The 18879-nt window shown below is 72.6% G+C and carries 19 protein-coding genes and 1 pseudogene; 12 read left to right on the top strand and 8 right to left on the bottom strand.

Translation table 11 applies throughout. The annotated features are described in order from the left end of the window. Positions 1-143: 143 nt before the first annotated feature. Positions 144-992 (top strand): PHP domain-containing protein, encoded by an 849-nt coding sequence (locus AB0O09_RS33525; RefSeq protein ID WP_363548469.1) that lies wholly within the window; start codon positions 144-146, stop codon positions 990-992. Positions 993-1078: 86 nt separating this feature from the next. After that, positions 1079-1684, top strand: a complete 606-nt coding sequence (locus tag AB0O09_RS33520; RefSeq protein ID WP_363548467.1) for a MarC family protein — start codon at positions 1079-1081, stop codon at positions 1682-1684. Between the two features lie 22 nt (positions 1685-1706). Here the strand turns inward: AB0O09_RS33520 and AB0O09_RS33515 are convergent, their stop codons facing one another. Continuing rightward, positions 1707-2354, bottom strand: coding sequence for a suppressor of fused domain protein (locus AB0O09_RS33515; protein ID WP_344626744.1), 648 nt, complete (start codon positions 2352-2354; stop codon positions 1707-1709). Between the two features lie 405 nt (positions 2355-2759). Between AB0O09_RS33515 and corA the strand changes: the two genes are divergently transcribed. Next, positions 2760-3872 (top strand): magnesium/cobalt transporter CorA, encoded by a 1113-nt coding sequence (gene corA / locus AB0O09_RS33510; RefSeq protein ID WP_263103779.1) that lies wholly within the window; start codon positions 2760-2762, stop codon positions 3870-3872. 24 nt (positions 3873-3896) lie between these two features. Here corA and AB0O09_RS33505 read toward each other — a convergent pair whose 3' ends face one another. Continuing rightward, positions 3897-4745 (bottom strand): DMT family transporter, encoded by an 849-nt coding sequence (locus tag AB0O09_RS33505; RefSeq protein WP_363548475.1) that lies wholly within the window; start codon positions 4743-4745, stop codon positions 3897-3899. A 232-nt stretch (positions 4746-4977) separates the two neighbouring features. Between AB0O09_RS33505 and AB0O09_RS33500 the strand changes: the two genes are divergently transcribed. From AB0O09_RS33500 to AB0O09_RS33475, 6 genes and pseudogenes are all read left to right on the top strand, one after another. After that, positions 4978-5517 (top strand): hypothetical protein, encoded by a 540-nt coding sequence (locus AB0O09_RS33500; RefSeq protein ID WP_363548464.1) that lies wholly within the window; start codon positions 4978-4980, stop codon positions 5515-5517. 277 nt (positions 5518-5794) lie between these two features. Then, entirely contained in the window at positions 5795-7069 is a 1275-nt protein-coding gene (locus AB0O09_RS33495; RefSeq protein WP_363548462.1) for a CBS domain-containing protein, read from the top strand. Then, positions 7062-7697, top strand: coding sequence for a DUF1003 domain-containing protein (locus AB0O09_RS33490; protein ID WP_363548461.1), 636 nt, complete (start codon positions 7062-7064; stop codon positions 7695-7697). The genes AB0O09_RS33495 and AB0O09_RS33490 overlap by 8 nt, the downstream gene beginning before the upstream one ends. Before the next feature lie 99 nt (positions 7698-7796). Then, positions 7797-8957, top strand: coding sequence for an Mrp/NBP35 family ATP-binding protein (locus AB0O09_RS33485; RefSeq protein WP_363548459.1), 1161 nt, complete (start codon positions 7797-7799; stop codon positions 8955-8957). A 232-nt stretch (positions 8958-9189) separates the two neighbouring features. Continuing rightward, positions 9190-10209, top strand: coding sequence for a ParA family protein (locus AB0O09_RS33480; protein ID WP_363548457.1), 1020 nt, complete (start codon positions 9190-9192; stop codon positions 10207-10209). A gap of 157 nt (positions 10210-10366) precedes the next feature. Next, positions 10367-11124, top strand: a pseudogene (locus AB0O09_RS33475) (IS5 family transposase); the annotation flags it as partial. Positions 11125-11455: 331 nt separating this feature from the next. Here the strand turns inward: AB0O09_RS33475 and AB0O09_RS33470 are convergent. Further along, positions 11456-11830 (bottom strand): helix-turn-helix domain-containing protein, encoded by a 375-nt coding sequence (locus AB0O09_RS33470; RefSeq protein ID WP_150530418.1) that lies wholly within the window; start codon positions 11828-11830, stop codon positions 11456-11458. A gap of 162 nt (positions 11831-11992) precedes the next feature. Between AB0O09_RS33470 and AB0O09_RS33465 the strand changes: the two genes are divergently transcribed. Further along, positions 11993-12850, top strand: a complete 858-nt coding sequence (locus AB0O09_RS33465; protein ID WP_363548455.1) for an SDR family oxidoreductase — start codon at positions 11993-11995, stop codon at positions 12848-12850. A gap of 105 nt (positions 12851-12955) precedes the next feature. Then, on the top strand, positions 12956-14011 hold the full coding sequence (locus tag AB0O09_RS33460; protein ID WP_363548453.1) for a hypothetical protein: 1056 nt from the start codon (positions 12956-12958) through the stop codon (positions 14009-14011). Here AB0O09_RS33460 and AB0O09_RS33455 read toward each other — a convergent pair. The 5 genes from AB0O09_RS33455 to sigE all read right to left on the bottom strand — a co-directional run bounded on the left by AB0O09_RS33455 (position 13954) and on the right by sigE (position 17869). Then, positions 13954-14196 (bottom strand): transposase, encoded by a 243-nt coding sequence (locus AB0O09_RS33455; protein WP_363548452.1) that lies wholly within the window; start codon positions 14194-14196, stop codon positions 13954-13956. The two genes, AB0O09_RS33460 and AB0O09_RS33455, sit on opposite strands and share 58 nt — an antisense overlap. A gap of 326 nt (positions 14197-14522) precedes the next feature. Beyond that, positions 14523-15200 (bottom strand): hypothetical protein, encoded by a 678-nt coding sequence (locus AB0O09_RS33450; RefSeq protein WP_363548450.1) that lies wholly within the window; start codon positions 15198-15200, stop codon positions 14523-14525. A 236-nt stretch (positions 15201-15436) separates the two neighbouring features. Continuing rightward, on the bottom strand, positions 15437-15856 hold the full coding sequence (locus AB0O09_RS33445) for a sec-independent translocase (protein ID WP_344626738.1): 420 nt from the start codon (positions 15854-15856) through the stop codon (positions 15437-15439). 163 nt (positions 15857-16019) lie between these two features. Beyond that, the gene (locus tag AB0O09_RS33440) at positions 16020-17045 is read right to left on the bottom strand and encodes a zf-HC2 domain-containing protein (protein ID WP_363548448.1); all 1026 of its coding nucleotides are present in this window, start codon (positions 17043-17045) and stop codon (positions 16020-16022) included. Further along, positions 17042-17869 (bottom strand): RNA polymerase sigma factor SigE, encoded by an 828-nt coding sequence (gene sigE / locus AB0O09_RS33435; RefSeq protein WP_363548446.1) that lies wholly within the window; start codon positions 17867-17869, stop codon positions 17042-17044. The genes AB0O09_RS33440 and sigE overlap by 4 nt, the downstream gene beginning before the upstream one ends. Positions 17870-18054: 185 nt before the next feature. Here sigE and AB0O09_RS33430 point away from each other — a divergent pair, with 185 nt between their 5' ends. Continuing rightward, entirely contained in the window at positions 18055-18711 is a 657-nt protein-coding gene (locus AB0O09_RS33430) for an O-methyltransferase (protein WP_263107973.1), read from the top strand. The last annotated feature ends 168 nt before the right edge of the window (positions 18712-18879 follow it).

Genomic DNA, 18879 nt, shown 5'->3' with positions numbered 1-18879 from the left:
GTCCTCGTACTGGACGTACTCGGACTTCCGTCCGGTGCGGCGAGAGTGCGTGCCGGGCGTCGAGACGGGGCGAAGGTCGCCTGACGCGGCACTAGGCTGGGCCGGGCCAGCAGCAGCCCCCACCGGCCCCTGGAGCCCCTCCCGTGCGCATCGACCTGCACGCCCACAGCAACGCCTCCGACGGCACCGACAGCCCGGCCGAGCTGGTCGCCGCGGCCGTCGCCGCCGGGCTGGACGTGGTGGCCCTGACCGACCACGACACGGTCGCCGGGCACGCCGAGGCCGCGGAGGCCGTCCGGGGCACCGGTCTGACCCTGGTGCCGGGCGCCGAACTCTCGTGCCACGTCGACGGCATCAGCATGCATCTGCTGGCCTACCTGTTCGACCCCGCCGAGGCCGCCTTCGCCGCCGAGCGGGAGCTGGTGCGCACCGACCGGTTCCGGCGCGGGCGGGCGATCGTCGAGCGCTGCCGCGAGCTCGGGGCGCCGATCGACTGGGAGCAGGTGGAGCGGATCGCCGGGGCGGGCTCGGTGGGCCGTCCGCACATCGCCAGCGCCCTGGTCGAGGCGGGCGTGGTGGCCACGGTCTCCGACGCGTTCACCGCCGAGTGGCTGGCCAACGGCGGGCGGGCGGACGTCCGCAAGCACGAGACGGACCCGGTCACCGCCGTCCGGCTGGTGCGGGCGGCGGGCGGCGTCCCGGTGTTCGCGCACCCGGGCGCGGTCAAGCGCGGCCGGACGGTCTCCGACGAGGTGATCGCCGACCTGGCCGCCGCGGGCCTGGGCGGCCTGGAGGTCGACCACACCGACCACGACGGGCCGACCCGGGAGCACCTGCGCGGTCTGGCGGCCGAACTCGGCCTGTTCACCACCGGCTCCTCGGACTACCACGGGCACCGCAAGACCGTCCGGCTCGGCGAGTACACCACCGACCCGGCCGCCTACGAGCAGCTCGTCGGCCAGGCCACCGGGGCCGCACCGATCCGCGGCTGACCCCGGGCGCCCCGGGGCCGGCGGCCCGACCCGCCGTCAGGCGCGCCGGACCGGGGCACGGCACCCCGGAACCAGACAATTCACCCATGGATGCCAGGGTGTTCGGGTCGCTCTTCGTGACCCTCTTCGTGATCATGGACCCGCCGGGCACCATCCCGATCTTCCTGGCGCTCACCTCGGGGCGGGCGCACCGGGTGCAGCGGCGGATGGCCTGGCAGGCGGCGCTGGTCGCGCTGGGGGTGATCACCTGCTTCGGGCTGTTCGGCCGGCAGATCCTGGACTACCTGCACGTGTCGATCCCGGCGCTCCAGGTCTCCGGCGGCATCCTGCTGCTGCTCATCGCGCTGGACCTGCTGACCGGCAGGATCGAGGAGCCGACCCAGACCAAGGAGGTCAACGTCGCGCTGGTGCCGCTGGGGACGCCGCTGCTGGCCGGGCCCGGCGCGATCGTCGCGGTGATCCTGGCGGTGCAGAAGGCGGACGGCGCCGCACAGTACGCGGCGGTCTGGGCGGCCATCGTGGCGATCCACGTGGTGCTGTGGCTGACGATGCGTTTCTCGCTGGTGATCATCCGCATCATCAAGGACGGCGGTGTGGTTCTCATCACACGGCTGTCCGGCCTGCTGCTGTCGGCGATCGCGGTGCAACTGGTGGCGAACGGCGTGTTCGCCTTCGTCGACCAGGCCACCTGACCGCCCGTCGGACGGCCCCCGGTCAGTCGAGCGGGACGGCCCGCCGGTTCGGGTCGCGCAGGTCGGTGCCGTGCCGCAGCCACCGCTCCTGGAGCTCGGCGGCGCCGTGCACGCGCTTGTGGCCGGCCTCGTTCGGGGTCATCGGGAGCAGCGGCAGGAAGCGCACCGGCTCGGCCGGTCCGGCGAGTTCGACGTCCTCGACGAGGCCGCCCGGCTCGGCCACCAGGACGGAGGTGAAGGGCGCGCCCTCCCACAGCGGGGCACCCAGGTCGAGGGAGCCGCCGGGGGCCACCACCAGGCCCTCGACCTGCGGCGTTGCGGCGAAGGTGGCCAGCGTGCGGAGCACGTCGTCGCGCCCTCCGCGGACGGTGAGCACCAACTCGGCGCGGGGGCCGCGCACCGGGTCGGCGACCGCCGCGGTGGGGTCGGCCATCGGGCTCGCGGCCATGCCGAGGGTGGCGTAGCGGACGAGTCCCTCGGCGTCCGGGCCGAAGCGCAGCACCTCGATCCGCTCGGTGCCGAGGAAGGTGACCGAGGCCCGGCCGCTGCTCTCGCCGAAGGTGGTGAGCAGGCGCGCCTCGACGGCCGCCAGCACGGCCGTGCGGGTGAGTTCCGCGGAGCCGCCGGAGGGATCGGAGAAGTCGCCGAACAGCGGGAAGTCGTGGGCCATGCACGCGACCTTAGCGCCCGGGGGGTTGTCGCTTCGCGCACACCCCAGCGGCGGCACGCCGACAACTGTTAGTGTGGGGGGCTGGCTACCGGGGATGCTGACCCTTGGGGCCGCGGCATGAAGGAGGTGGTTGCGGTGGATACCAGCCGACCATGCAGTACCGGCAGCTCTGCCCGGCCTGTCCTTCTCCGCCGCACCCACCCCTGACGAGGTAGTTGAGGCGGCGTCACACCCGGCCGGGAGAGCACCTTCCCGGGGGCCGGGGCGCCCAAACCGAAGTCTTGCCGATTCTTTGGCGATTTCTTGGTGAGCCCCGTCCGACCTGGGCGTCCATCGGTGTTCCTCGCCGTCGCACCACGGCCGTCACCGCCTGCCGTGCGGCGGCTCCTGCCCCAGGAGCCTGCCATGTCGATGATCAACAACCTGCGTGCGGCCGTCCGTCCGCACCGCCGCCGCGACACCTCCTTCGACACCCTCCGTCCGGGCCACGCCCCTTCGGCCGTGGTCGACTGCGCCGTCTACCAGGACGGCAAGCGGGTCGGCGAGAGCTGCAGCCCGCGCGAGGCCGTGGCCCGGGTCAAGCTGTGCCGCCAGCAGGACGCCGGCTCGTTCAGCTGGATCGGCCTGCACGAGCCCACCGAGGCCGAGTTCGAGGGCATCGCCCAGCGCTTCGGCCTGCACCCGCTGGCCGTCGAGGACGCGGTGCACGCGCACCAGCGTCCCAAGGTCGAGCGGTACGACGACGTGCTGTTCGCCGTCTTCAAGACGATCCGCTACGTCGAGCATGACCAGCTCACCCCGACCAGCGAGGTCGTGGAGACGGGCGAGCTCATGGTCTTCGTCGGCCAGGACTTCGTCATCACCGTGCGGCACGGCGGGCACGGTTCGCTGCGCGAGCTGCGGCGCCGGCTGGAGGGCGACGCCGACGGCTCCGGCCTGCTCGCCAAGGGCCCGTCCGCGGTGCTGCACGCCATCGCCGACCACGTGGTCGACAACTACCTGCTGGTCGCCGAGCGGCTGCAGACCGACGTGGACGAGGTCGAGTTCGACGTCTTCGCCGGCAAGGCGGGCCGCGGCGCCGACGTCGGCCGGGTCTACCAGCTCAAGCGCGAGGTGCTGGAGTTCAAGCGGGCGGTGGCGCCGCTGCTGCGTCCGATGCAGCTGCTCTCCGAGCCGATCCAGCGGCTGATCGACCCGGACATCCAGAAGTACTTCCGGGACGTCGCCGACCACCTGGCCCGGGTCACCGAGCAGGTGCACGGCTTCGACGAGCTGCTGAACTCGCTGCTCCAGGCCAACCTGGCGCAGGTGTCGGTGGCGCAGAACGAGGACATGCGCAAGATCACCGCCTGGGCGGCGATCTTCGCGGTGCCGACCATGATCACCGGCATCTACGGCATGAACTTCGACTACATGCCCGAGCTGCACCACAAGTACGGCTATCCGATGGTGCTGGGCAGCGTCGTGGTGATCTGCATCGCCATGTACCGCGGGTTCCGGCGCAACGGGTGGCTCTGACGCCCGGTCACGCCGGGCGGCCCGTCAGCCGCCCTTCCGGCCGCCCCGGGCGACCAGCACCAGTCCGAGCAGGATCAGGCCGACCGCCGGGTACGCGGCCACCGGCGGCCACTGGCCGAGCCACACGGCCGCGATCAGGGCCGCACCCGGGGTCTCCAGCAGGATCGCCGTCGAGGTGACCGAGGGGCCCAGGGTGCGGACCACCCGGTTGCTCAGCGAGTGCCCGAGCAGCTGGGCGGCCACCATCAGCAGCACGATCTGCCACCACACCCCGGCCTGCCAGCCCGACAGCGGGGAGCCCGCCACCAGGCAGACGCCGAACAGCGCCGCGGCCGTGGTGGTGTAGCAGACCAGCGTGTACGCGGTGGTGCTGACGGTCCGCCGGACCTCGGCGCCGAGCAGCACGTAGCCCGCGGCCGCCGCCCCCGCGCCCAGCGCGAGCGCGTCGCCGAGCAGGGCCCGCGGGGAGAGCGACAGGTCGACGCCGGTGAGCACCAGCACGCCCGCGAAGGCGACCGCCACGCCGATCCGCACCGGCCGCGGCGCCCGCTCGCCCATCAGCCGCAGCAGCAGGATCGTCCACAGCGGGGTGGTGGTGACCAGCGCGGTCGCCGAGGCCACCGAGGTCATCCGCAGGCTGGGCATCCACAGCGCGAAGTGCACCGCGAGCAGCACGCCGGCGGCGACCGCGAGCAGCAGCGCCCGGCGCCCGATGCCGCGCAGTTCGGCGCGGTGCCGCAGCAGCGCGTACGGGCCGAGCACGCCGACCGACATGAAGTTGCGCCAGAAGGCGATGGCCAGCGGCGGCGCGGCGGTGGCGCTGATCAGCGGGGCGGAGAGCGAGATGCCCGCGATGGAGACGGCGAGCAGCATCAGGTCGACCCGCGGCAGCGCCGGCCGGCCCGGTGCGGGGGCGGCGGGACGGAGGTCCGCGGGGGCGGCGGTGGCGGCGGGCCGGGCGGGCACGGCTCTCCTTCGAACGGGTCGGGTGCGACCGTCCTACGGTAAGGCCTCAAATGCACTGACGGCGCTGTCGTCCCGGGTGGTGGGACGAAGCGCCGAGCGGCCTCGGGCCGACGGCCCGCCAGGCCGTACGCTGTGGGCCATGGAGCGTACGACGACCCCCGCCGAGGACTTCCTGGACCGCGCCCTGCTGGAGGAGGCGGCGAAGAAGTCCGGACTGCTCTGGGTCCGCCCGGAGGGCGTGCCGAACGGCCGGGCGCTGTGGCACGCCTGGCACGACGGGGCCGTGGTGGTGGTCGGCGACGGCGGCGAGCAGCCGCTGCACGGGCTGGCCACGGGCGGCCGGGCCGAGGTGACCGTCCGCAGCAAGGACAAGGGGGGACGGCTCACCGGCTGGCTCGCCGACGTCACCGAGCTCGCCCCGCGGAGCGAGGCCTGGCAGGGCGCCGTCGAGGAGCTCAAGTCCAAGCGGCTCAACGCCCCCGACACCGACACCATCGGCGACCGCTGGGCCCGCGAGTGCCGGGTGCTCCGGCTGGAGCCCGCCGGCGCCCTCACCGAGCGCCCCGGCGCCATGCCGGACGGTTCCCACGCGGCCGTGCCGATGCCGACCGGGGCCACCACCCGCCGCCCGATCCCGGCCGGCCTGCCCAAGCTGCTGCTGGGCCGCCGCAAGGGCTGACGCGCCGACGGCCGGCCGGTCCGACCGCCCACGGGGTCCGCGGACCGCCGGGCGGGGCGGACGCGCCGGGCTGCGGCGGGCCACCGCGGGCTCCGGCTCACTCCCGCAGGTATCTTTGGCGCCGGAGGACGCGCCGGGCGCAGCCGTGCGGACGCAGTCGTACGGGCGACGGCGCGACGAACCGCGACCCGTACCGCGGCCGCAGGCCCTACGCGGCCGCACCGTCACCAGCGCACCGGCCCGCACCTCGCGGGCCCCGTCCGGAGAGAGGGAGCCGATGGCAGGCGCAGGCAGCCGGGTCTTCATCTCGCACCTCTCCGGGCTCCCGGTCTTCGACCCCAACGGCGACCAGGTGGGCCGCGTCCGCGACGTGGTCGTCTCGCTGCGGATCGGCGGGCGCCCGCCCCGGGTGCTCGGCCTGGTGGTCGAGGTGATCGGCCGCCGGCGGATCTTCCTGCCGATGACCCGGGTGACCAGCCTGGAGTCCGGCCAGGTGCTCACCACCGGCGTGATCAACCTGCGGCGCTTCGAGCAGCGCCCCTCCGAGACCCTCGTCCTCGCCGAACTGCTGGACCGCACCGTCGTCCGGACGAAGACCGGCGAGGAGGTCACCGTCCTCGACGTGGCCATGGTGCAGGCCCGGCTGCGCGAGTGGGAGATCCGCAAGGTCTTCGTGCAGGTCGGCCGGGTCGGCCGGCTGCGCAAGGCGCGCGGCGAGACGCTCACCCTCGACTGGTCCGAACTCACCGGCTTCTCCCTCACCGAGGAGGGTCAGGGCGCCGCCAACCTGCTCGCCACCTTCGAGCAGCTCCGCCCGGCCGACCTCGCCAACGTGATGCACCACCTGTCGGCGAAGCGCCGCGCCGAGGTCGCCGCCGCCCTCGACGACGACCGGCTCGCCGACGTCCTGGAGGAGCTGCCCGAGGACGACCAGGTCGAGATCATCGGCAAGCTCAAGGAGGAGCGGGCCGCCGACGTCCTGGAGGCGATGGACCCGGACGACGCCGCCGACCTGCTCTCCGACCTCCCCGAGGAGGACGCCGAGCGACTGCTGCGGCTGATGGAGCCGGAGGACGCGGCATCGGTGCGCCGCCTGCTCTCCTACGAGGAGGACACCGCCGGCGGTCTGATGACGACCGAGCCGATCGTGCTGGAGCCGGACGCGACCGTCGCCGAGGCGCTCGCCCGGGTGCGGATCGCCGAGAACAAGCCGGCCCTCGCCGCGCAGGTCTACGTCTGCCGTCCGCCGAACGAGACCCCGACCGGCAAGTACCTGGGCACGGTGCACTTCCAGCGGCTGCTGCGCGAGCCGCCGTTCACGCTGGTCGGTTCGCTGGTCGACGACGACCTCGACCCGCTGCCGCCGGACACCCCACTGCCGCTGGTCACCAGCTACCTGGCCGCCTACAACCTGGTCGCCGCGCCGGTCGTGGACGAGGCCGACCACCTGGTCGGCGCGGTCACCGTCGACGACGTCCTGGACCACCTGCTGCCGGACGACTGGCGCGAGGCGTCCCTGCACGCGGCCGAGAGCGAGACCGTCCATGGATGACCGCAAGCGGGAGGACCGCAAGGGCCGCCGCGACGACAGTCCCCGCCAGCGCATCCAGGGCGAACTGCGGGAGCTGCGGCAGCTGCGCGAGCTGCGGGCCCGCGAGGGCGGCCGCCCGCAGCGGCCCGAGGGCGTCGCCGGACGCAGCCGGCTGGACCAGCCGCGCACCGGCCGCCGCGCCCTCATCCCGATGCCGACCTACGACCCGGAGGCCTTCGGCAAGCTCTCCGAGCGGATCGCCCGCTTCCTGGGCACCGGGCGCTTCATCGTCTGGATGTCCGTCGTCATCGTCGCCTGGGTGGTGTGGAACACCCTGCTGCCGCCGACCGTCCGCTTCGACGAGTACCCCTTCATCTTCCTGACCCTGATGCTCTCGCTGCAGGCCTCGTACGCGGCGCCGCTGATCCTGCTCGCGCAGAACCGCCAGGACGACCGGGACCGCGTCAACATGGAGCAGGACCGCGCCCGCAGCGACCGCAACATCGCCGACACCGAGTACCTGACCCGGGAGGTCGCCGCGCTGCGGCAGGGCCTCGGCGAGGTCGCCACCCGCGACTTCGTACGCTCCGAGCTGATGGCGCTGCTCAAGGAGCTCGACGACCGGCGGGAGAGCCGCGACCTGGTGTGAGGCCCGGGCACCGGCTGCCGGCGCCGGCCGTGACCTCGTGTGACGGGCAGCACGCTACCGGCGAGTCGGGGTCCGTCCGCGGCGCCGTACCATCAAGGCATGGCCAACGAGACCGAGATTGCCGCAGGCGTGACGGAGGAATCCGTCCGCAAGGCGCTGGCGACCGTCAACGACCCGGAGATCAACCGCCCGATCACCGAGATCGGCATGGTGAAATCCGTCGAGATCGCCGAGGGCGGCGCCGTGAAGGTCGGCGTGTACCTCACCGTCTCGGGCTGTCCGATGCGCGAGACGATCACCAACCGGGTGACCGACGCGGTCGCGAAGGTGCCCGGTGTCACCGGTGTCGAGGTCGAGCTCGACGTGATGAGCGACGAGCAGCGCAAGGAGCTCTCGCAGCTGCTGCGCGGCGGCGCGCCCGAGCGCGAGATCCCCTTCGCCAAGCCGGGCACGCTCACCCGGGTCTACGCGGTCGCCTCCGGCAAGGGCGGCGTCGGCAAGTCCTCGGTCACGGTCAACCTGGCGGCGGCGATGGCCGCGGACGGCCTCAAGGTCGCCGTGGTCGACGCCGACATCTACGGCCACAGCGTGCCCCGCATGCTCGGGGTCGAGGGCCGGCCCACCCAGGTCCAGGACATGATCATGCCGCCGTCGGCGAACGGCGTGAAGGTCATCTCGATCGGCATGTTCACCCCGGGCAACGCCCCGGTGGTGTGGCGCGGCCCCATGCTGCACCGCGCGCTGCAGCAGTTCCTGGCCGACGTGTACTGGGGCGACCTCGACGTCCTGCTGCTGGACCTGCCGCCCGGCACCGGCGACATCGCGATCTCCGTGGCCCAGCTGGTGCCCAACGCCGAGATCCTGATCGTCACCACCCCGCAGATGGCCGCCGCGGAGGTCGCCGAGCGGGCCGGCACCATCGCGCTGCAGACCCACCAGAAGATCGTCGGCGTCATCGAGAACATGTCGGGCATGCCCTGCCCGCACTGCGACGAGATGATCGACGTCTTCGGCACCGGCGGCGGCCAGACCGTCGCGGACGCCCTCACCCGGAGCGTCGGCGCCACCGTGCCGGTGCTCGGCTCGATCCCGATCGACGTCCGCCTGCGCGAGGGCGGCGACGACGGCCGCCCGGTCGTCCTGTCGAACCCCGAGTCCCCGGCCGGCGCCGCCCTGCGGTCCGTCGCGGGCAAGCTCGGCGGCCGCCAGCGCGGTCTGTCCGGCCTGTCCCTGGGCCTCACCCCCAAGAACAAGTTCTGATCCACTGGTCCGACCTACAGTGCAACCGCCGACCGGTCCCCTGACTTGCAGGGGACCGGTCGGCGGTTGTCGTTATTGCACACTGTTGGCTCCCCCATACTGCCCGGAGACGGCCCCAGCATCACGACCAGCCGGGCCGCTCACACCATTCAAGGGTCCGAATTTGCCTTGACTAAGTCCAAATTGGACTCTACAGTGTCCTCATCGTCCTACCTTCACGAGAGGGGCACCGTTGACCACCTATGCCTTCTGGAACAACAAGGGCGGCACCGGCAAGACGAGCCTTGCCTTCCAGGCACTGACGCTGTACGCCCAGGAGAACCCCGACAAGCGCATTCTCGCCCTGGACGTTTGCCCGCAGGCCAACCTCTCCGAGCTGCTCTACGGGGGGCTCGCATTCCGAGGCAGCGAGGTGCTGCTAGCCCGGCAGGGGGAGCCAAGGCGCCGCACCATCGGTGGATACTTCGAGCTGCGCCTGACCGCCCCGTTCGCTCCGCCGACCATCGTGACGGCCGACTACGTGTCGAAGCCGAACCAGTACAACCAGGCGATCCCGGAGAACATTGATCTGATCGCCGGCGACCCCCTGCTGGAGATGCAGGCAACCGCCATGTCGGCGTTGGCGAATACGTCGATTCCGACCACAAACTCATGGCTGCGGATTATCGACTGGATTAAGGACCTTCTCGAAGCGGCTGCCGATGACTACGACACGGTGTTCATCGACACAAACCCGTCTTTCTCGATGTACACCCAGGTTGCGCTTTCTGCCGCCGACAAGCTGGTCCTGCCCGTGATGGCCGATGACTCGTCGCGTCGCGCCATTCAGAACGCGTTCTCGCTGATCTACGGCCTTCGGCTTCCCTCTGAAATCTACACACAGTACGCGTTTGCGACTCGGCTGCGTGAGGCAGATCGAGACCTTCCACGAGTGCACCTGATCGCAAAGAACCGCCTCACCCAGTACATGGGTGCCGCCTCCGCGTACGCTGCCGTACTGCACTCCATCGACCGCGATATCGAAGCACTCATGGGGTCGACCCCTGAGATGTTCACCTTCAGCACAGTGGACGACGGAATTGTGGAGATCCGGGACTTCCAGACCGCCGGAGTTGTTGCGCAGGCCCGTGGATGCCCTCTTTATGCACAGAGGCCAGGAAAGCTGGACATCATGGGCCATCGCGTTCAGGTAAAGGCCGACTACCTGGCCAACTGCGTCGTGGACGCTAAGAAGCTGGTGGCTGCCCTCTAGGCCAAGCGAAGGGTCCGCACATAAAGCAACAAAGCTCGTAGCAGTAGGGGCTGTGGATCATATCCACAGCCCCTACTGCTACGAACTCGTAACACGATCTTGGTGATCGTTGCTGGTGGGGCGTGACCGATGTGACGATTCGTCCGGTCGTGATGGAGTGAGCAACAAGCCGTGGATCGTGGACGACGAGCTGTGGGCCCGGATCGAGCCGCTGCCGTCGGCCTGGCCGGAGCGGTCGCCGGGCCCTCACCCGGTAGATGACCGGCGTTGCCTGCAGGGCATCCTGTTCGTGCTCTACACCGGCATCACCTGGCAGCAGTTGCCGCCCGAGTTGGGCTTCGGCTCCGGGCAGACCTGCTGGCGCAGGCTCGGCCGTTGGCAGGAGGCTGGAGTGTTCGAGGCCCTGCACCGCATACTCCTGGCCGAGTTGAACGCGGCCGGACTGATCGACTGGACGCGCGCCTGCGTGGACGCCTCCCACGTACGCGCGAAAAAGGGGGCGAGGCCACCGGCCCGTCACCGGTCGACCGCCGCAAGGCCGGCAGCAAACACCACCTGATCAGCGACGGTGGCGGCATCCCGTTGCACGTGATCACCACCGCCGCCAACGTCAACGACGTCACCCAGACCCTCGCCCTGGTCGACGGCATCCCACCGGTCGCCGGCCGCGTCGGCCACCCCCGCAACCGCCCCGGCGCCCTGCTCGGCGACAAGGGCTACGACAGCAACCTCAACCGCCGCGAGCTGCGCAAACGCCGGATCCTGCCCGTCATCTCCCGCCGCGGCGAGCCCGACATCATCGGCCTCGGCAAGCTCCGCTACGTCGTCGAGCAGACCTTGGCCCAGCTCCACCAGTTCAAGCGCCTCGCCGTCCGCTGGGACCGTCAACGACTGGTGGTAGTCGTCCGCCTCGCCGATGTTGACGCCGTTGGCGGCGGTTTGCGTGACGGTGCTGCCGGACAGCGTCGAGTTCTGGGTGCCGTCGCCGAAGTCGGCGCCGGTGCCACCGGTATGGGGTGACGATGTCGTTGGTGAAGTTGATGTTGTTGCCGCGGACGACTTCCGGTGCGGCGGGCGTCTTCACTGGTACCCACGCGTCGGTCGCGGTCCACTGGATGCCCGCCTGGTTGTCGATGCAGCCAGCGGTCGTGGGGCGTTCCACGTCGTGTACTCGCCAGGAGCTCGGGCCGGGAGCTGGTCATGTCGGCGACTTGCGCGGTGTGGGTGCGGCCGTAGGGCGCAGGGCTCAGGCGGTGCCCTCGGCGCGGACGTCGTACTCCTGACGTGCGGCGAGGACTTCGCCTACGTGCTCCACCGACCACTGGGTGAGTACGCGCAGTGGTCCCCGCAGGGTCTGGCCGAGGGGGGTCAGGTCGTACTCGACGTGGGGCGGCACCTCGGGATACACGGTCCGCCGGACCAGTCCGTCGCGTTCGAGCGTGCGCAGCGTCTGGGTGAGCATCTTCTCGCTCACTCCGGCCAGCCGCTGCCGCAACCGGGTGAACCGGCAGGCTCCGTGCTTGCCGAGCTCTCCCAGCACGAGCACCGCCCACTTGCTGCCGATCTGGTCGAGCAGGTCGCGCGAGGGGCAGCCGCGCGTGTACGGGTCCCATGACGCCATGGGACCCGTCACATTCTCGGCGGTCGCCATTCCACTCACCTCGATACTTTCCCGTAGGTGGTCACCTTACCAATAAGTGGCTACTTACCGATGGAGAGTGAGCAGGTCAATCTGGGGTTCGTCACGCCGCGAGGAGAGTTCGCGGCAGGAAGGGGCGATCTCATGTCCATCGTCGTCACCGGAGCCTCAGGCCAGTTGGGCAGGCTCACCGTCGAGGCGCTGCTGCGGCGCGGAGTCCCGGCCGCGGACATCGTCGCGACCGGACGGGACACCGCACGCATCGAAGACCTCGGCCACCGCGGCGTCGTGGTGCGCCGGGCGGACTTCGCGGAGCCGGACAGCCTCGCGGCGGCGTTCCAGGGAGCGGATCGGCTGCTGCTGGTGTCCACCACCGCCGTGGATGAGCGGTCGGCCAACCACCGCCGGGCCGTCGACGCGGCAGTGGCGGCCGGCGTGTCGCTGGTGGCGTACACGAGCATGACGCAGGCCGACACGGCGACCAGCATCCTGGCCCGCACCCACCGCGCCACCGAGGAGTACCTGCGCGAACGCGAGGTCCCCAGCACACTGCTGCGCAACAGCTGGTACCTGGAGAACTACACCGCCCAACTGCCCCTGTTCCGCCGGCACGGGACGGTGATCGGAGCCGCGGGCAAGGGCAGGATCAGCGCCGCGTCACGCGCCGACTACGCGGAGGCCGCCGCCGTCGTGCTGACCACCGAGGGCCACGCGGGCGCGGTGTACGAGCTGGGTGCGGACGAGGCGTTCACCCTGGCCGAGCTGGCGGAGGCGGTCTCGGCGGCCACCGGGGAGCCGATCGCCTACACCGATCTGCCCGCGGACCGGCTCAGCGAGGCGCTGACCGGGGTCGGCCTGCCCGCCGAACTGGCGCACGTCCTCGCCGACGCCGACCTCGGGATGAGCCGCGGCGAGCTGTACACGGGATCCGGCGACCTCAGCCGCCTGATCGGCCGGCCGGCCACCGCCCTGTCCGACGCCATCGCCGCCGCGCTGCGCTGACCGTCCGCTCGCCCCCGCGGCCGTCGCACCCGGACCGCCGCGAGGCGCTCACCCCTCGTTCCATGACCGCGTACGACCCTGCCATCACCCGGAAAGTTGCCGACCATGTCCTCCCGCACAGTTCCCCCGCACACCGCGTCCACCCGTGCCGCGTCCGCCCGTACGACCGTCCGCGTCATGGGGCGGCGCGCGCTCGTCACCCTTACCGCCACCTCCGCGGCCCTGACCGCGTTCACGCTTCCCGCGACCGCCGCCACCCCCGGTGACCCCGCCCCCGCCCACGCCTCCCAGGGCGGGAACGGCGACCGGGCGATCACCCTCGACGGCAGCCGCGCGTTCCCCGAAAGCGTGGCGGCCGACCGCCACTTCGTCTACGCCAGCAGCATCGGCGACGGCACCGTCTACCGGGGACGCCCCGGGGCGGCCACGCTCGAACCCTTCCTGCCGGCCGGCCAGGACGGCCGCACCCAGGCCACCGGCATCAAGATCACCGGCAACCGCCTGCTGGTCGCCGGCGCGTTCACCGGGCGCTTCTTCGTCTACAGCACTTCCGGGAGGCTCGTCTCGGCCTACACCGTCCCCGACACCGGCGAACAGACCCTCGTCAACGACGCGGCCGTGGCCCCCAACGGGGACGTCTACATCACCGACTCACTGCGCGCCGTGGTCTACCGGATTCCGACCGCCGAGGTGGACGGCCCCGCCACCGGCGCCCACCGGACCCTGCAGGTGGCCTACCACCTGCCGGACTACGTGGCCGGCCAGTCCAACGCCAACGGCATCACCACCGCCCCCGACGGCACGTCGCTGATCATCGGCTACTGGTACAGCGGCGCCCTCTACCGGCTCGACCTCACCACCGGCGGCGTCCGCAGGATCGACGCACCGCCGCTGCCCAGCGCCGACGGCATCGTCCGGCAAGGAAACACCCTGTACGTCGCGCGTTCGGTGAACAACGAGGTCACCGAACTGCGACTGTCCGCCGGGAGCACCCGGGCAGTCGTCGTCTCCGAACGCACCTTCCCAGGCGCCGACACCACCACCGGCGTCGCCGTGAGCGGGGGCCGGCTGCTGGTGACCAACTCCCAGATGGACACCTACCTCTACGGCGAACCGCTGACCAGCCCGGCCTTCACCATCGAGAGCCTGCCGCTGCGCTGAGGTCCGGTCGGGGACGCCCGACGCGCGCGGCGCGGGCTGCCGGTGTAGAGCACGAACAGGATGCCCTGCAGGCAACGCCGGTCATCTACCGGGCGAGGGCCCGGCGACCGCTCCGGCCAGGTCGACAGCAGCGGCTCGATCCGGGCCCACAGCTCGTCGTACACGATCCACGGCTTGTTGCTCACTCCATCACGACCGGACGAATCGTCACATCGGCCACGCCCCACCAGCAACGATCACCAAGATCGTGTTACGAGTTCTACGAGCTTCGTTGCGATCATCCTGGGTCTTCGGGGGCGGCCCCAATGCGGCTGACGGCCCCACGACGGCCTAGCGGCCCGAGCGACCCGATTCCACCGCAGGTCAGAGGGGCATCCTGCCTCAGTTGAACAAATTCTGGCGGACGCGCAGGGGGGCGGGGCCGCACCGCGGGAGGCACACCGTGCCGTCCCATCGTGCGGACCCCGCGCCCCTGCGTGCTGCCCGGATGCCTCGGCCCGCCGGTGGCCGGTCAGCGGCCGTCGTAGGCGGTGAGGTCCGGGACGACGCCGAAGCCGACCCCGTAGGCGCTGATGCCGCGGCCGTAGGCGCCGAGCAGGACGCCCGGGGCCTCGCCGGCCAGCACCCAGCCGTACTCGGACTCGCGGTAGCGGAAGGGCTGCGGCAGGCCGTTCACCGGCAGGGTGAGGGAGGACCAGCCGGGACCCTCCAGGTCGTCCGCGAGGTCCCAGGCGAGCCCGGTCTGCTGGTCGAGCCAGTCCTGCCGCAGCGAGCGGTCGAGCTGGCCCGGCGGCACGGTGGCGATCAGGCCGGAGCCGGCCAGCCAGGCGGCGGAGGAGGCGGAGGTCGCCTCCAGCGTGCCGGTGTTGTCGGCGCTGCGGCGGCCGGGGCGGCGGGCGACGGTCACCACCACGGCGAAGCGGCCGGCCTCCCGCGACCCGTACGGTCTGGCGGGCTCGTCGCCGTGGCCGAGCGAGCCGTAGTCGGTGCCGGCGCCCTGGCCTGCGCGGCCCGCGCCGACCGGGAACGGCCAGCGGCGGCCCGTCCAGCCCTCGTCGAGCCCGTACCAGGGGAAGTCGGCCTCCAGGTAGGGCGCCAGCGGGTCGGCGGATCCGGCCCGGGCACCCACCACGGGCGCCGTCCGCCCGCCCTGGGCGACCGTCCCGCCCGCTCGGCTCGTCACGTCCATCGCCGGCCTCCTCCGTGCACCTGTCTCCTGCGGCGGCGTTCCATGGTGGCGCACCGGGCGCGCCGCCGGGGTGCGGTCGGCCGCCGACACGTCGTGGCGTGACCGACGGCACAGTGGATCCGGCGTGCGGTCAACCTGAACACCATAGCGGCGCGGACGCCGACGCCCCGCCCGGAGAAGGGGCCCGGGCGGGGCGTGGGAAGGTGCGCGGCGGCGCGCGGCCGCACCGGGTCGTGTCAGGTGGCGTCCAGGTCGAACGGCGGGCGCTCACCGGCGGCGAGCGGCGCACTCGTCTCGGCGGGGGCGCTCTTGGTGAGGTCCGGGGTGGCGGCGACCCGCCGCGGCGCCTCGTCGTTGAGGGCGGACTTGAAGTCGAGGCCGTCCTTGAGCTCCTTGAAGCCCAGCGGGTCCTCGTTGCCGCCCATCAGCTGCTTGCGGACGAAGGTCTTCGGGTGCAGGTCGGTGAACTCGAAGTCCTGGAACTCCGGGCCCAGCTCGCTGCGGATGTCGTCCTTGGCGCTGTCCGCGAAGGACCGGACCTTGCGGATGAAGCCCATGGTGTCCTGGATGAGCTTCGGCAGCTTGTCCGGCCCGAAGATCACGATGGCCATGACGGCCAGCGCGACGACCTCCAGTGGGCCTATGTCACTGAACACGTACGCTCCCAGCTCCTGATGGACAACCCGACGAGCTCGGCGGCAGCCGTCGCCACCAGGGTAATGGCCGCCGGCCGGTCTGTGACCCCGCCACCTGCGGATCGCGGTCCAGACCACCCGGCGGCCCGGTGCGTGCGCCCCGACGGAGCAGCGCGCGCGTGACCTAACGGAGCAGGTTGTGCGGGCCGAGGCGGTTCACGCCGGCGTCGGCCGGGCCGGGCTGGGGGAGGTAGCCGGGCGGCGCCGAGGCCATGGCGGGGACCGGGAAGTCGGCCGGCAGCTGCGCGTTGACCGGGACGGCGGCGCCGCCCGGGTTGCTCACCGGGCTGACCCGGGTGCCGTGCTGGTCCTCGCCGCCGACGGCCGAGGGGCCGCCCACACCGGCCAGGGTGACCGCGGCCACCGAGAAGGCACCGGCCGCGGCGAACACGAAGCGGCGCCCGAACGGCGTCGGGCCGGGCCGGGCCGCCGCCGCGGCGGGCTCGGGCAGCACGCCCGTACGTCCGCGGGAGGGCTGCTCGGCGCGGCGTCCGCGCGGCTCGGTGAGGCTGCGCAGCGCGGCCGCCGGACGGGCGGCGGAGGGCACCAGGGAGAGCCGGTTGCCCGGCGTCGGCAGCACCGGCCGGCCGGCCCGCGGGTCGACCCCGGGGATCGGCGTCTCGGCGCCGAGCGCGCCCGAGCCGAAGGAGGCGCCGGCGCCGCGGCCGAAGGAGCCGCCGGTGAGCCGGCTGCCGCCGAGGGTGCCGGGGACGGCCGGCATGCCGCCGCCCGGGCCGGAGCCGTCCTCGTCCTCGGGCAGGGCGGCGACGGCGAGCAGCCGCGCCATCAGCGTCGAGGATGGGCCCGGGTTGTCGGTGCGGGTCAGCAGGTGCTTGACCGCGCGGCCCTCGTCGGCCTCGGCGAGGCAGTCGGGGCAGGTGGCGAGGTGCGCCTGGACGCGCTCGCGGGAGTCGTGGCCGAGTTCGCCGTCGAGGTAGGCGGAGAGGCGGTCGCCGAGATGGTGCTCCTCCGTGGGCTCGGCGGGGCGCACGGCGACGGCCCACGGTGCGGCGGGCTCGGCGGCGGGGTGCTCCGCCGGGACGGCGGGGGCCTGCGGGTGGTCGGCCCGGCGGCCGAGCTGGGCCCAGGAGGGACCGCGCCGGGACCGGCCGGTCGGCTCGGGCCCGCCCTGGTGGGCGTCGGCGTTCACGAGCCCCTCCGGTCCAGACCGCCCGGGGAGCCGGGATCGGCGCCGACCGGGACGGGCTCGGCGGAGCCGCCGCGGCGCAGCCGGCCCGGGGCGACGCCCGGCGCCCGGTGCTTGAGGGCGGCGCGCAGGTGCGAGCGGCCGCGGTGGATCCGGCTGCGGACCGTCCCGAGCTTGACCCCGAGGGTGGCCGCGATCTCCTCGTAGGAGAGGCCTTCGATGTCGCACAGCACCACGGCGGCGCGGAACTCGGGGGCGAGGGTGTCGAGCGCCTGCTGGACGTCGGCGTCGAAGTGGGTGTCGCTGAAGTGCTGGGCCGGGCTGGGCTCGCGGCTGGGGAGGCGCTCGGCGGCGTCCTCGGCGAGGGCGTCGAAGCGGATCCGCTGGCGGCGGCGCACCATGTCCAGGAACAGGTTGGTGGTGATGCGGTGCAGCCAGCCCTCGAAGGTGCCGGGGGTGTAGGTGGAGAGCGAGCGGAAGACCCGGACGAAGACCTCCTGCGTGAGGTCCTCGGCGTCGTGCTGATTGCCCGTCAGCCGGTAGGCCAGGCGGTAGACCCGGGCGCTGTGCGCCTCGACGATCTCCTCCCAGGTCGGCGGGGTCCAGCTCTGCGCGTCGGGGCCCTCGGCGAAGGTCGCGAGCGCGGCCGGCTCGGCCGCGGCCCGGGCCGCCTCGGTGGTCGCGTCCTGGGGGGAGTGCGCGGGCTGGTTCATCACGGGCTTCGGCGTACGGGCCGACGAGGTGCGGCGTGGATCGCGCTGCACGGGGACGTCGCCCTCGGCCACACCTCCTCGGTCGGCTCTTCTGCCCAGCAGGGCCACCACCATATCCACCTCGCCCGTCAGATCCGGATAAAGTGCACGACCCCCTCCGCCGCCGCCCCGGCGGGGCGGCGCGGACGGCGTCGTGCGCACCCCGATCGCCAAGTCCTGTTCCCATCAACGGCCCGCCGCCGAACGCGGTTCCCGGTCGGCCAGTAATCTGTGGCTGAAAATGTCGACATCGGGTCGGCATCAGGCGCTCCGGAGAGGCAGCCATCACCGAGTTCGGGCCCGAGCGGGCGGCTCTCGCCGACACCTACGTCGGCGAGGACGCGGTGCTGACCTACGCCCGGGCCCAGTCGGCGCGGGCCGGAATACGCGCGATCGGGCCGAGCGGCGGGGCCTTCCTGCGGCTGCTGGCGGCCGCGCTGGACGCCAAGTCGGTCGCCGAGATCGGCACCGGCACCGGCGTCTCGGGGGTCTACCTGCTGCGCGGGATGCGGCCGGACGGCGTGCTGACGACCGTCGACACCGAGCCGGTGCGCCAGCAGTGCGCGCGGGAGGCGTACCTCGCGGCCGGCTTCGCCCCCAACCGGGCGCGGTTCATCCCGGGCCGGGCGCTGGACGTGCTGCCGCGGCTCGCGGACGGCCAGTACGACCTGGTGTTCTGCGACGGTGACCCGGCCGAGTCCCGCGCCTACCTCGCAGAATCGTTGCGGTTGCTGCGGCCGGGCGGGATCGTCTGCTTCGAGGGGGTCTTCCAGGAGGGCCGGTTGGCCGAACCGGACCTCGACGACCCGCAGACCCACGCGGTGCGCGAGCTCGTCCGGGACGTCCGGGAGAGCGACCGGCTGCTGCCCGCGCTGCTGCCGGTCAGCGACGGGCTGCTCTGCGCCGTCAAGCGCTGACAGGGCGTCCGGCGGGCGTGTCGGCCGGATCCCGCAGGTCGGTCCCGCAGGTCGGCCGCCGGGCCGTCCCGCCGTGGGCCGCGCAGGTGTCCGGGCACGGCACAGGGCCCGGATTCTGGCGCGAATCCGGGCCCTGTCGGCATCTCCAGGAGATGAGGGGAGCACCCG

Source organism: Kitasatospora sp. NPDC093679 (assembly GCF_040683455.1).
In the GTDB taxonomy this organism is placed as follows: Bacteria; Actinomycetota; Actinomycetes; order Streptomycetales; family Streptomycetaceae; genus Kitasatospora; species Kitasatospora arboriphila.
The sequence above is the reverse complement of the archived record's forward strand: the minus strand, read 5'-3'. Positions and strand labels throughout refer to the sequence as shown.